Source organism: Plantibacter sp. MCCC 1A11337, from assembly GCF_013349365.1.
In the GTDB taxonomy this organism is placed as follows: domain Bacteria; phylum Actinomycetota; class Actinomycetes; order Actinomycetales; family Microbacteriaceae; genus Plantibacter; species Plantibacter flavus_A.
The window spans coordinates 492,066-505,502 of record NZ_JABJWX010000001.1 but is presented as its reverse complement, the minus strand read 5'-3'; the positions used below and the strand labels follow the sequence as shown (position 1 = coordinate 505,502).

At 69.5% G+C, this 13,437-nt stretch carries 11 protein-coding genes; 7 read left to right on the top strand and 4 right to left on the bottom strand.

From position 1 onward, the window contains the following. Nucleotides 1–8: 8 nt before the first annotated feature. The gene (locus HOW07_RS02285; protein ID WP_175115974.1) at nt 9–1,178 is read right to left on the bottom strand and encodes a hypothetical protein; all 1,170 of its coding nucleotides are present in this window, start codon (nt 1,176–1,178) and stop codon (nt 9–11) included. A gap of 116 nt (nt 1,179–1,294) precedes the next feature. On the opposite strand from HOW07_RS02285, the gene HOW07_RS02280 reads away from it, so the two are divergent. Continuing rightward, complete coding sequence (locus HOW07_RS02280; RefSeq protein ID WP_371743555.1) at nt 1,295–2,467, top strand: glycoside hydrolase family 3 N-terminal domain-containing protein; 1,173 nt, start codon at nt 1,295–1,297, stop codon at nt 2,465–2,467. 104 nt (nt 2,468–2,571) lie between these two features. After that, complete coding sequence (locus tag HOW07_RS02275) at nt 2,572–3,126, top strand: YceI family protein (RefSeq protein ID WP_064295582.1); 555 nt, start codon at nt 2,572–2,574, stop codon at nt 3,124–3,126. 62 nt (nt 3,127–3,188) lie between these two features. Here the strand turns inward: HOW07_RS02275 and HOW07_RS02270 are convergent, their stop codons facing one another. From HOW07_RS02270 to HOW07_RS02260, 3 genes are all read right to left on the bottom strand, one after another. Continuing rightward, complete coding sequence (locus tag HOW07_RS02270; RefSeq protein WP_064295581.1) at nt 3,189–4,229, bottom strand: aromatic acid exporter family protein; 1,041 nt, start codon at nt 4,227–4,229, stop codon at nt 3,189–3,191. An 8-nt stretch (nt 4,230–4,237) separates the two neighbouring features. Continuing rightward, nucleotides 4,238–5,203 (bottom strand): App1 family protein, encoded by a 966-nt coding sequence (locus tag HOW07_RS02265; protein WP_079003898.1) that lies wholly within the window; start codon nt 5,201–5,203, stop codon nt 4,238–4,240. A gap of 133 nt (nt 5,204–5,336) precedes the next feature. Next, nucleotides 5,337–6,017 (bottom strand): DedA family protein, encoded by a 681-nt coding sequence (locus HOW07_RS02260; protein ID WP_175115973.1) that lies wholly within the window; start codon nt 6,015–6,017, stop codon nt 5,337–5,339. 201 nt (nt 6,018–6,218) lie between these two features. On the opposite strand from HOW07_RS02260, the gene HOW07_RS02255 reads away from it, so the two are divergent. The 5 genes from HOW07_RS02255 to pabB are packed head-to-tail and all read left to right on the top strand — an operon-like array spanning nt 6,219 to nt 13,385. After that, a complete protein-coding gene (locus HOW07_RS02255; RefSeq protein WP_079003899.1) occupies nt 6,219–7,640 on the top strand; it encodes a cytochrome ubiquinol oxidase subunit I in 1,422 nt (473 codons plus the stop codon). 9 nt (nt 7,641–7,649) lie between these two features. Continuing rightward, nucleotides 7,650–8,654 (top strand): cytochrome d ubiquinol oxidase subunit II, encoded by a 1,005-nt coding sequence (cydB, locus tag HOW07_RS02250; RefSeq protein ID WP_064295578.1) that lies wholly within the window; start codon nt 7,650–7,652, stop codon nt 8,652–8,654. A 9-nt stretch (nt 8,655–8,663) separates the two neighbouring features. Next, the gene (cydD, locus tag HOW07_RS02245) at nt 8,664–10,370 is read left to right on the top strand and encodes a thiol reductant ABC exporter subunit CydD (RefSeq protein ID WP_175115972.1); all 1,707 of its coding nucleotides are present in this window, start codon (nt 8,664–8,666) and stop codon (nt 10,368–10,370) included. Further along, nucleotides 10,363–12,033, top strand: a complete 1,671-nt coding sequence (gene cydC / locus HOW07_RS02240; RefSeq protein ID WP_175115971.1) for a thiol reductant ABC exporter subunit CydC — start codon at nt 10,363–10,365, stop codon at nt 12,031–12,033. The genes cydD and cydC overlap by 8 nt, the downstream gene beginning before the upstream one ends. After that, entirely contained in the window at nt 12,033–13,385 is a 1,353-nt protein-coding gene (gene pabB / locus HOW07_RS02235) for an aminodeoxychorismate synthase component I (protein WP_175115970.1), read from the top strand. Before cydC ends, pabB begins: the two co-directional genes overlap by 1 nt. Nucleotides 13,386–13,437 lie beyond the last annotated feature (52 nt).

Below are 13,437 nucleotides of genomic sequence, written 5' to 3'. Positions count from 1 at the left end.
ACGAGGCGTCAGTACCAGTTGGTCGCTTCGGAGTGCGCCCACGCGCCGCAGGGGGAGCCGTACCGGCTGTCGATGTAGCTCAGGCCCCAGTTGATCTGCGTCGCCGCATTGGTGCGCCAGTCGTCGCCGGAGCTGGCCATCTTGCTCCCGGGCAGAGACTGCGGGATTCCGTAGGCGCCGCTGGACTCGTTGTAGGCGTTGACGCGCCAGCTCGACTCCCGGGTCCAGAGCTGCAGGAGGCACTGGAATTCTCCGCTACCCCAGCCGTAGGCGCCGATCGCGGACTGCGCGTACGCCTTCGCGCCGGCCGGGTCGGCTGCCAGGTCCGGCGGCGGAGCGCTCGTGGAACCCTCGCCACCGGTCGCCTCGTTGCGTCGCTGCTCTTCTGCGGCGATCGCCTCCTGGCTCTGCGCGTAGGCCTGTTCGACCGCCGCGGTGGTGTTCTTGAGGACGGCGAGCTGCTGGTACAACCGGTCGCGGTTGGCCTGCTGCTCGGCGACCGCCGCATCGGCGGCGTCGCTCGCGGACTGCGCCGTCTCGTAGCTGGCATCAGCCGCCTCCGAGAGTCGCTGACGTTCGGTCTCCGCCGCCTTCGCCTGCTCAGCGAGCGCGGTCGCCGTGTTGCTCGCGGCGGTCGCGGACGCGAGGTCTTGCGCCGAGGTCTCGCTCAGCTTGCTGATCGCACTGAGCTTGGAGAGGAGGTCGTCGTCGGCTGCACCGGAGAGGACGAGGGAGAGCGTCGGATCGACGCCGCCGGTGCGGGTCATCTGTGCGATGACCGCTCCGGCCTGACGCTTGCTCGATGCCGCTGCCGACGCCGTGGCCGTCGCCTGCGCACTGATCGTGTCCGCGACGGCGGCTTGCGCCTCGAACGCCGCCTTCGCTTCACCTGCCGCCGCACCCTGGCGGACGGCTTCGTCGCCGAGCCGGGCGGATTCGTCGCGCAGACCATCGAGGAGGGAGACGATCCGGTCGGCTTCGGCCTGAGCGGTCGATTCGTTCGCCTTTGCCGCCTGGACGTCGTCCCAGCTCGGGTAGTCGGCGGTCCGGAACGAGGTGGGGGTCACGGCGGCCGCCGGGCTCGCGACCGACACCGCGATGACGAGCGCGGCTCCGAGGGCTGCGGCTCGCGAGACGCCCCTCGAGCGGGGCGAGAGGGCTGTCAGCGGCTTGCGCATGCGTCCATCCTGGCGGTCACCCACGCAAGTGTAGCCGTCGATGTCACATTCGTCACTCCTGCCACACCGGGAGCGACGCCCAGCCTGCATGGAAGATCCGAGCCTAGAGTGGGCCGGTGCAGCTGGGACGACGAGGGTTTCTCGCAGTCGGCGCCTCGATGGCGGCGGGTGCCGTCCTCGGCTTGTCCGGCTGCACGGGGCCCGGATCCTCGAAGCCGACGAACCGTCCCACGAGCACGACTCCGGCTGCAGCCGACCAGCGTGCGGCCGCCGAACTCGCAGCGATGACCCTGGAACAGCGGATCGCGTCCATGCTGATGCTCCACGCTCCAGGAACCGACCCGGGCACGCTCCGGGCGTTCGTCGAGCGGTATCAGCCGGGCGGCTTCATCATCATGGGCGACAACGTGCCGGGCCTCGCGGGGCTCCCTGCGGTGACGAGTGCCCTCAGCCCCGACCCGACCATGCCGCTGCTCATCGGCATCGACCAGGAGGGCGGCGATGTCCGGCGGATCGACGAGGATGTCTTCGCCGCAGCCGACACCCTGAAGTCGCAACCGCCCGCTGCGAGCGAGGAGGCGTTCCGCCAGCGAGCGGCCATGCTCGCCGGTACGGGTTGCTCCGTCAACTTCGGCATCGTCGCGGACGAGACCGCCGATCCGAGCTCCTTCATCTTCGACCGTGCCCTCGGGACGACGCCGGATGCCTCGGCGGAGCGGGTGGCCGCGGCCGTCCGTGGTGAGCGGGGCGCGGTGCTCAGCACGTTGAAGCACTTCCCCGGCCACGGGCAGGCGCCGGGGGACTCGCACTCGACGATCCCGACGACGGCCATCGGTGCCGCGGACTGGGCTGCGACCGACGCCCTGCCGTTCGTCGCCGGTATCGAGGCTGGAGCCGAGGTCGTGATGTTCGGCCATCTGGTCTACTCGGCGGTCGACGCCGCGCCGGCGACGCTGTCGGCGGCGTGGCACGAGCGCCTCCGGAACGACCTCGGCTTCACCGGCATCATGATCACCGACGACATGCTCATGCTGCAGCACACGGGCCTGGCGGAGTACCGGAACCCCTCGGAGAACGCGATCCGCGCCGTGGCCGCCGGGAACACGATGCTGCTGTTCGTCCTCGGGGCCGACCCGTCGTCGACCGGTGTCGACCCGGCCGTACTCGTGGCCGACATCGCCGCCGCGGTCCGGTCCGGCAGGATTCCGGAGTCGACGGTCGCCGATGCGGCGCACCGACTGCTCCGCGTCCGGCTCGGCCTGCCGTCGCTCCGGCCGATGTCGCGCTGATGTCGGTGAGGAGAATTTCTCGGGCATGTGGGAATAGCTCCCAGGTCCGTGCGTTTGAATAGAACGTGGCGCGAGCGCGCCGACATCGACGCAAGGAGTACCGCATGACCGACACCCTGACGATTCCCGGCTACAAGGTTGGCACCTGGGAGGTCGACACCACGCACAGCGAGGTCGGCTTCAGCATCCGCCACATCATGGTCTCGAAGGTCAAGGGCAAGTTCGAGCGCTTCAACGCGACGTTCGTCACGCCGGAGAACCCCCTCGAGACGAAGGTCACCGCGTCCGCCGAGGTCGCATCGATCAACACGAACCAGCCCGACCGCGACGGTCACCTCCGCACCGGTGACTTCTTCGACGCCGAGACCTACCCGACGATCGACTTCGTCTCGACCGGCGCCCGCGCCAAGGGCGACGACTTCCTCGTGGACGGCGACCTCACGATCAAGGGCGTGACCAAGCCCGTCACCTTCACCGTCGAGTTCGGCGGCTTCGCGACCGACCCCTACGGCAACTACAAGTTCGGCGCCACGGCGACCACCAAGATCAACCGCGAGGACTTCGGCCTCACCTACAACGCGGCGCTCGAGACCGGCGGCGTGCTGCTCGGCAACGACGTCACGATCACCATCGAACTGCAGGCCGCGCACCAGGCGTAGTCCCAGGACGTCGAAGGGCCGGGGGAGCATCGCTCCGCCGGCCCTTCGTGTATCCGGCCGACTCAGGTCGGTTCGCCGACGATCTCGTCGCGTACGCGGCGGAGGTCCTCCATGAGCGATCCGATCAGGATCCAGTGCTGGGGGTGCGGGCGGGCGATCACGAGGGGAGCGGTCAGCGCCGGGATCTCCGCGGTCTCGGTCGGTGGCTCGTCGGACGTGGCACGATCGTTCACGAGCAGCCGGAGATCGTGGGCCGCTCGCGTCAGCTCGACGGCGATGTCCGCCACCGTCGGCTCCTCGTGCAGGGTCGGATCGTCGTGGTCGTGCACCGATCGCGCCATGCCGAGGGTCCTCGTGACCACGGGCTCCAGTCGACGCAGCAGCAGGCGCTGACGGTCGAGCTCGTCACGGTGCCTCGATCGACGAGGGTTGAGCAGCAGGCTGTCATCGCCTTCCTTCACCGCGGCGATCGCCTGGTCTCGCAGGGGCTTCAGCGCGCGGGCCTCCTGGAGCAGCGCCACCAGCTCCGCGTCCGAGTTCGCACGCGTGAGTGAGGTGGCGAGATGGTCCAGGGTGTCGGCGCACGCGAGCGCGAGGGTGGTCACCGCCGCCTTCGCGGGAGCGAGGAGGACCGGTGCGACGAGGACGACGTTGACGAGGAGCCCGATGCCCGCACCGAGCACGGTCTCGACGATCCGCGCGACCGCGTAGTCCGGGGTCGCAGCGCCGATCGACAGCACGAGCATCGCGCTGATCGGGATCTGGTTCGCGGATCCGGGCCCGAGGCGGAGGACCCATCCGAGCAGGATGGAGATGACGATGGCCAGGAGCACGATCCAGGCGGAGTGTCCGAAGACGATCCCGATGGCCGTCGCGAGGATGACGCCGGTGATGACCCCGAGGCTGCGCTCGAGCGCCTTCCCGAACGACTGGTTGACGCTCGGCTGCACCACGAGGATGGCTGCGATGGCGGCGAAGACCGGGAGCTGGCCCGGGATGATCGTGATCGCGACGATCCAGGACGCGATGGCGGCCAGCGCCGTCTTCAGCACCTGGAGCAGGGGCAGGCGCGATCTGGTGCGCAGGACGGGGACGACGGACATCGGTGCCGTCAGAGCTTGTCGTGGAGCTGGTCGAGCAGTTCTGCGCCGTTCCCCGCGTAGACCCAGGGGGCGCCCGCGTGCTGGGTGCCGACCTTCGAGCGTCCACCGGCGAGCACCGCTTCACCGGGGGAGAGCTGGCGGATCGCCACGGCGGCGACGCGGTCGGGGTGGCGTTCCTCGAAGCTCCGGTAGAGGGCCTCGTCGTGCTGTCCGTCGTCGCCCACGAGCAGCCACCGCAGACGAGGGAAGTCCTCGGCGAACCGGTCGAGGTTGTTGCGCTTGTGCTCGCGACCGCTGCGGAAGAACCGGTCGTGCGTCGGGCCCCAGTCGGTGAGGAGGAGGGCGCCGGCGGGGTAGAGGTTGCGGGAGAGGAACCGGGTGAGCGTCGGCGCGACGTTCCAGGCGCCGGTGGAGAGGTAGATGATCGGCGAACCGGGGTGCTCACGCGCCGTGCGCTCGAGGAAGACCGCCATACCTGGTACCGGTGTCCTGGCGTGCTCGTCGAGGACGAAGGTGTTCCAGGCCGCGACGAGCGGGCGGGGGAGCGCCGTCACCATCACGGTGTCGTCGATGTCGGAAACGATGCCGAACTCGATGTCGTCGGCGACGATGAAGACCGGCGCTTCGACCGGGTCGCTGCCCTCCGAGCTCAGTCTGAGGGTGTGCCAGCCTGGGGTGAGCGAGACCTGGACCACCGCGTCGACCACGCCACCTCGGTCGCCTGTGACCGTGTGACGCTGCCCGTCGACCTCCACCTCGACCGTCGGGTCGGCGATGCTCAACGCGAAGAAGCTTTTCCAGCCGCGCACCTTCTGCTGCGGTTGGACGGTGGTCTTCCCCGGTTCCGCCAGGACGACCCTGGCCAGGACACGGATCCAGGACGTCGATCCGTAGCCGGTGAAGGGGATGACCGCCGCCTCGCGTCCGTGCCGCCTCGCACGACGCTGGCGGCGCAACTGGACGGCGTCCTCCATCCGTGCGGCGAAGTGCCGGATCTGCTCGGCGGCGTCGGAGGAGGCCGTTGGACGATCGTCGGATGCCTTCACCCGTTCAGTCTGTCATGCCGGTGCGTCCGGCCCGCCGTCTCGCGGCGATGACGGTCGTCTGCTACTGGGGCGTCGAGTCGTCGTCGGGTGGTGTCGCGTCCTCCTGGGCCAGCATGTGTCGCTCCTCGCTCCGCTGGAGCAGTCGCTTCACGACGAGGACCACGATGGCGAAGACGACGATGATGCCGACGAAGACGTAGCCCGCCCAATGGAGTCGGTCCGACAGCTCGCGATAGCTGCCCGCAGCCAGTGCGCCGACGGAGACGTAGGCCGAGGACCAGATGACGCAGGCGGGCAGCGTCCAGGAGATGAAGCGTCGGTAGCTCATCGTGCTCATCCCGACCGTGAGAGGGATCAGCGAGTGCAGGACCGGGAGGAACCGCGAGATGAAGACGGCGATGCCGCCCCGCCGGTCGAGGTAGCGCTCGGCCCGGGCCCAGTGCCGCTCGCCGATCCGGCGGCCGAGTCTGCTGGCACGGATGCGCGGGCCGAACCAGCGGCCGAGTGCGAAGCCCACCGACTCACCGATGAGCGCGCCGGTGATGACGGCCAGGATCATCGAGATCCACTGGACGGGTCCGACGACGGCGGTGCTCGCGACGATGACGACCGTGTCGCCCGGGACGACGAGGCCGACGAGGACCGAGGTCTCGAGCATGATGCCGACGCCGGCGAGGATCGTGCGCGTCACGGGGTCGACGCTCTGCACCAGGTCGAGCAGCCAGCCGAGCACGTCGTTCACGGCTCAGAGCCTACTGCCGCGGGTGTGGGAGCGGCTCGGAAACGCCTGTTAGGACACCCTTGGATGTGTGGTCTGACCACAGGCGTGAAGTCCTGTACCATTGATCTCGACGACATGGATCGAAGCCACGGGGATGACCACCCCGATCGGGCCGCACCTGCGCCGCCTTCCCTGGATGCCGCGAAAAATGGAGTGTTCATCGTGAACGACCTTCTCGACCCGCTACTGCTGTCCCGATGGCAGTTCGGCCTCACCACCGTCTACCACTTCATCTTCGTGCCGCTCACGATCGGCATGGCGGTGACGGTCGCCGGGTTCCAGACCGCCTGGGTCCGGACCGGCAAGCTGCACTACCTGCAGCTCACCCGATTCTTCGGGAAGATCTTCCTCATCAACTTCGCGATGGGCGTCGTGACGGGCATCGTCCAGGAGTTCCAGTTCGGCATGAACTGGTCCACCTACTCCAGGTTCGTCGGCGACGTCTTCGGCGCCCCGCTCGCACTCGAGGGCTTGCTCGCGTTCTTCCTCGAGGCGACGTTCATCGGACTCTGGATCTTCGGCTGGGACAAGCTGTCACCGAAGCTCCACCTCGCCACCATCTGGATCGTGGCGCTCGGCACCGTGCTGTCGGCCTACTTCATCATCGCGGCGAACGCGTTCATGCAGAACCCGGTCGCCTTCCGGATCAACGAGGAGCGCGGTCGCGCCGAGCTCACGAACATCTGGGAGCTGCTGACCAACAAGGTCGCCCTGGCCGCCTTCCCGCACACGATCTTCGCGTGCTTCATGGTCTCCGCAGCCGTCATCATCACCGCCGCGGCCTGGCACCTCGCCCGGGGCCAGCACGTCGAGGCGATGCGCCCGGCGCTCAAGGTCGGTGCGTGGAGCATGCTCCTCGCGGGCGGTGCCACCATGCTCGCCGGCGACCAGCTCAGCCTCGCCATGGTCGAGACCCAGCCGATGAAGATGGCGGCTGCGGAGGCGATGTACAACACGGCGAGCGGTGCCGACGCCTCGTTCTCGATCTTCACCCTCGGCACACCCGACGGCGTCCACGAGCTCTTCTCGATCCGCATCCCGTACCTCCTGTCGTTCCTCTCGACCCACACCTTCGACGGCACGGTGGAGGGCATCAACGACCTGCAGGCGCAGTACACCCAGCTCTACGGTCCGGGCGACTACTCGCCCGTCATCTGGGTCACCTACTGGGCGTTCCGCTGGATGATCGGTCTCGGCCTCGCCTCGATGCTCGTCGCGGCCGCCGGTCTCTGGTTCACCCGCAAGGGTCGCGAGCCGAAGCGCTGGATGTGGCGCGTCGCGGTCTGGGCCGTCCCGATGCCGTTCCTCGCCATGACCATGGGTTGGGTCTTCACCGAGATGGGCCGCCAGCCGTGGATCGTCTTCAGCCTGTTGAAGACGGAGGACGCGGTCTCGCCGAACACCACCGGCCTCGACGTCCTGATCTCGTTGATCGCCTTCACCGTCGTCTACGGATCGCTGCTGGTCGTCGAGTTCGGCCTCCTGAAGAAGACGATCAAGGCCGGGCCCGACCCGATCGAGCTGTCCGAACCCGACGAGGACGGCGTGCAGAAGCCCGCCGCCCCCGCGACCACGGTCTACTAGGAGCGCATCATGGACCTCACGATTCTCTGGTTCTGGATCATCGCCGCACTGTTCGTCGGCTACTTCGTCCTCGACGGCTTCGACTTCGGCGTCGGCATGACCATCCCCTTCCTCGGGAAGGACGAGACCGACCGCCGGATGCTCATCAACACGATCGGGCCGGTCTGGGACCTCAACGAGACCTGGTTGATCGTCGCCGGCGCGAGCCTCTTCGCCGCGTTCCCCGAGTGGTACGCGACCCTGTTCAGCGGCTTCTACCTCCCGCTGCTGTTCATCCTGCTCGCGCTCATCATCAGAGGGGTGTCGTTCGAGTACCGGCACCAGCGGCCGGAAGCCTCCTGGAAACGGCGCTTCGACCTCATGATCATCGTCGGCTCGGCTCTGCCCGCCTTCCTCTGGGGCGTCGCCTTCGCGAACATCGTCCAGGGCGTGCCGCTCGACGCCGACCACAACTTCACGGGCACGCTCTTCACCCTGCTCAACCCGTACGGCATCCTCGGCGGTCTCACGACGCTCGTGCTCTTCTTCGCCCACGGAGCCGTGTTCGCCTCGCTGAAGACCGAGGGCGACATCCGCGAGCGCGCCCGCCGCCTCGCCAGCCGTGCCGGGCTCGTCGCGATCCTCCTCGCGGCGTCGTTCCTCGGCTGGACCGTCCTCGCGCACTTCTCGCTCCCGGTGCTGATCCTCGCCGCCATCGCCGCGGTCTCGCTCATCAGCGCCTGGTTCGCGAACAGCCGAGGGCTGGAGGGCCGTGCGTTCGCGCTCATGGCCGTGACCGTCGCGGCGGCCGTGCTCACCCTGTTCACCGCGCTCTTCCCAGCGGTGATGCCGGCGAGCAACGACCCGGCGAACAGCCTGACGATCGCGAACGCCTCCTCGACCGAGTACACCCTCACGGTGATGTCGTGGACCGCCCTGATCTTCCTGCCGCTGATCCTCGCCTACCAGGGATGGACGTACTGGGTGTTCCGCAAGCGCATCACGCGGAAGCACATCGAAGCCGCCGCGCACTAACCTGTCATCGTGCGCCCCCTCGATCCGCGACTGCTCCGCTATGCCCGCGGAGCCCGGTCGGTCCTCGGACTCGGCGCGGTCATCGCGCTCGTCCAGACCGCCTGCACGCTCGGGTTCGCCTGGTTCGTCGCCCAGCTCGTGTCCCGGTCGATCGCGGGGGATCCGGTCGAGGAGCTCCTGCCGTCGCTCTGGCTGCTGATCGGCATCGTGGTGCTGCGTGCCGGGACCGTCCTGGCATCCGACTCGGTGAACGCCCGTGGCTCCGCGATCGTCCGCAGTCAGTTGCGGCGGGCCCTCGCGGGCGCGTTCGAGACGCTCGGGCCGGGTTGGGTCTCGCGTCGGAACTCCGCCGCTCTGACGACCGTGGCGGGCCGCGGGCTCGACGCCCTGGACGCGTACTTCGGTCGCTATGTCCCGCAGCTCATCCTCACGGCGATCGCCATGCCGATCATCGCGGCGGTGATCTTCATCCAGGACCCGCTCAGCGGCATCACGGTGATCGTGACGCTCCCGCTCATCCCCGTCTTCATGATCCTCATCGGATTCGCGACCCAGGCGGTGCAGCGGCGCCAGTGGGAGACCCTGGCCCACCTGTCGCGCGGGTTCCTGGAGCTCGTCGCGGGCATGGCGACCCTCAAGCTGTTCGGACGGCAGCACCGGCAGGTGCAGCGGATCCGAACCGTCACCGAGGAGTACCGCGTCGAGACCATGAAGGTCCTGCGGTTCTCGTTCGTGAGCGGCTTCGCCCTCGAGCTGCTGTCGAGTCTCGCGGTCGCCGTGGTCGCGGTCGGCATCGGCCTGCGGCTCCTCGACGGCTCGCTCCTCCTCGGAACCGGGCTCTTCGTGCTGATCCTGGCCCCGGAGGCCTTCCTGCCACTGCGGAACGTCGGTGCGAACTACCACGCGGCCGCGGAGGGCGTCACCGCCGCCGACGAGGTCTTCGAGATCCTCGATGAGGCGAAGGCCGTGCGCGAATCGCCGTCGGCTCCTGATCAGGTCGGCGATTCTGCAACGGCCGGCGACTCCGCTCGCCGGACGTCTGGCCTGGTACTCGACGGTCTCGGCGTGCAGTACGACGAGCTGCGGGTGCTGGACGGCCTCGACGCGACGTTCCCGGCCGGCGTGGTGACGGCTGTCGTCGGCGCCAGCGGAGCCGGGAAGACGAGCATGGCGTCGGCGATCCTCGGATTCGTGGACGCCACCGGATCGATCCTGCACGACGGCGGACGCGTGCCGCCCACGCCCGGCGGACGACGCTGGCTGTCGTGGGCGCCGCAGCGTCCGGTCCTCATCGCCGGGACGGTCGGCAGCAACGTCGCGCTGGGCGACGGCGCCCCTGACGAGGCGCTCATCGTCGAAGCGTTGTCGGCACTCGGGCTGTCCGCGCTGCCGCTCGGACACCCCATCGGCGCGGTCGGCGACGGCGTGAGCGGTGGGCAGGCGCAACGGATCGCGATCGCGAGGGCCCTCTACCGGCTGCGGCGCACCCCGGCGGATGCCGGAACGCCGGTGCTGCTGCTCGACGAACCGAGTTCGGCGCTCGACGCCGCGTCCGAGGCGCTCGTCATCGAGGCCGCGCGCGACGCCGCTCGGACCGGGGCGGTCGTGATCGTCATCACCCACCGACCGTCGATCGTCGAACACGCGGATGCCGTGCTCGAGATCCGCGTGCGGTCGGAACGCGTCCAGGACGACGAGGTGATGCTCCATGGATGAGCGCGTCCGACAGATCATCCGACTGGCGCAGCCACCGGCTCGCCGCTTCGTCCCTGGACTCCTGGCCGGCATCCTCTCCGCGGGGGCCGCCGTCGCCCTCCTCGCTTCGAGCGCGTTCCTCATCACGAAGGCCGCCGAGCAGCCCTCGATCGTCGAGCTGGGTGTCGCCGTCGTCGGGGTACGCGCGTTCGCGCTGGCCCGGGCGTCCTTCCGGTACCTCGAACGCCTGCTCAGCCACGATGCTGCATTCCGTCAATTGGCGCAGCTGCGCGCCGGCATGATCGAACGCGTCATCCCGGTGGCTCCCGATGGACTGCAGCTCACCGGGCGGGGCGACCTCCTCACCCGCCTGGTGACCGATGTGGACGAGCTGCAGAACGTGCCGTTGCGGGTCGTCCAACCACTGGTGGTGTCGGGTGTCGTCGCCGGAGCCTCCGTCATCCTCACGACCGCGCTGCTCCCGGCCGCCGGGATCGCGCTCGCGGTCTGCCTCGTCGCGGCGTTCCTCGTCTCGTGGTTGCTCGTGAGTCGGGTGGCGGCGCGCGCCGAACGCGAACTCGCGCCGCTGCGCGGTGCGCTGTCGGAAGCCCTGCTCGAGCTCGTGACCGGTCTCGACGTGCTGACCGCCTACGGCGCGGTCGATGGCGCGCGGGCACGGATCGAACATGCCGACGCGGCACTCACGCGCGCGACGGTACGGCGGGCCGCGGGCGCCGGGGTGGCCGGCGCCGTCCTCTCCCTGGCTTCCGGGGCGTCCGCCGTCGCGGCGCTCTGGGCAGGCATGCCGGCACTGGGAACGATCGGCGGCCCGGCGCTCACCGTGATCGTCCTCGTCCCGCTCGCCGTGTTCGAGGTCTGCGCGATGGTGCCGCTCGCGTTCGGGGCCTGGCGGGAAGCGGTCGCGAGTGCCGAGCGCGTGGCGGACGCGGTCCCGAGCGAGCGCCCACGCGAGATCCCGGACGAGGACTCCGGCAGCATCCTCACGCCGACCTTCGACGGCGTCATGCTCGAGGCGGAGAACCTCAGCGCACGGTGGCCCGGGAGTACGGCGGCGGCGCTCGCACCGATCAGCTTCCGACTGTCGGCCGGCGACCGACTGCTCGTCGAAGGCGACAGCGGAGCCGGGAAGACCACCCTGGCGCACACCCTCGTCCGCTTCCTCGAGTACGAGGGTGGGTACCGCGTCGGCGGTGTCGAGGCACGCGACCTCCGTCCGGACACGCTGCGCGAGTCGATCGGGCTCGTCGAGCAGCGTCCGTTCCTCTTCGACGCAGACATCCGCCAGAACCTCCTCTTCGCGAGGGACACGGCCGACGACGCGGAGCTCGAGGCCGTACTCGAGCGGGTCGGGCTCTCGTCCTGGCTCGCCGAGCGTGGCGGACTCGACCGTCCGGTGGGGGAGCACGGCGCGCTCGTCTCCGGGGGACAGGCGCAGCGCATCGCCCTCGCCCGTGCGCTCCTCCGCGAGTTCCCCGTGCTCGTGCTCGACGAGCCGACCGCCAACGTCGATCCCGAGCGTGCGAGCGCTCTGCTCGAAGACCTGCTCGGTGTCGCGGGTTCCGAGGGCCGTGCGGTCATCGTGATCTCGCACACGCCGGTTCCCGACGACCTCGTGACCGGTCGCCTCCGGATCGTCGCGCCGCCGATCGCGGCCGTCGGCTGATGCGATCCACGGGAGCACGCCGGCAGGTCGTCCTCCCGGCCTGGTCCGAGCCGGAGGACGTCTACCGACGCGTGTTCGCTGACGAGCCCTGGGCTGCCTGGTTGGATTCGGGCCAGGGCGCCCGGACCGGCGTCAGTCTCATCGGACGCGGGACGGAACGCCTCGTGGCGGACGTCCGGCTCGGTACGGTGGAGCGCGTCAGCCAGGTGTCCGCCTCGGTCGACCGGACGACGATCCTCGACGCCCTCCGGGCCGTGCGTGCGGACGCCGACCCGGGCGATTGGGTCGGGTGGTTCGGCTACGAGTCGGGGCCAGGGCTCGTCGGGGTTCCTGCACACGCGGCCGCCACCCCGGATGCGCTCTTCCTGCGCCTCGACGATCAGGTGCGGTTCGACCATGCGGCGCGGACGGTGACGATCTCGTCGGACGATCGCGACTGGATCGCGACGACCGTCGAGCGGCTCAGCACGGCGGCTGAGCCTCCTCCCGTGGCCGAGGCTGCCGGCGGGGTCTGCGCGCCCCGCCACAGCGACGCCGCATACGTGCGGCTCGTCGAGCGGTGCCAGGAACACATCACCCGTGGTGACGCCTACCAGTTGTGCCTGACGAACAACCTGCGCGTCGACGGCGTCCACGACCCGCTCGCGACCTATCTGCGGCTGCGCAGGACGAGCCCCACGCACCACGGCGGCTTCCTCCGGTTCGGTCCGATCAGTCTCGCGAGCGCGTCGCCGGAGCAGTTCCTCGAGGTCTCGGCCGACGGCCGCGTCCGGACGAAGCCGATCAAGGGGACCCGGCCGAGAGGCGCCGATCCCGAGGAGGACGCCCGTCAGCGCGCCGATCTGCTCGCGAGTCCCAAGGAGCGCGCTGAGAACCTCATGATCGTCGATCTGATGCGGAACGACCTCTCCAGAGTCTGCGAGCTGGGTTCCGTGGCGGTGACGGCGCTCCACCACGTCGAGAGTTACCCGCAGGTGCACCAACTCGTCAGCACCGTCGAGGGACGGTTGCGCGCAGGGCTGGATGCACTCGACGTCGTCGAGGTCGCGTTCCCGGCCGGATCGATGACCGGGGCCCCGAAACGCCGGGCGATGGAGCTGCTGTACGACCTCGAAGCGGGGCCGCGCGGGGTGTACGCCGGTGCCTTCGGCCTGCTGTCCGCGGACGGATCGATGGACCTCGCCATGGTCATCCGCTCGATCGTGATCGATCCGCAGGGTGCGTCGATCGGCACGGGTGGTGGGATCACGGCGCTGTCCGACGCCCGGGAGGAGCTCGAGGAGACGTGGACCAAGGCGGCGGCCCCGCTGGCGGCACTCGGCGTCGGACGTCCGCCTGCCGAATCCCGGTAGGCTTGACCGTTGGACGGAGCGCCGTCGTGCGCTCCAGCCCGTCCATCCTGCG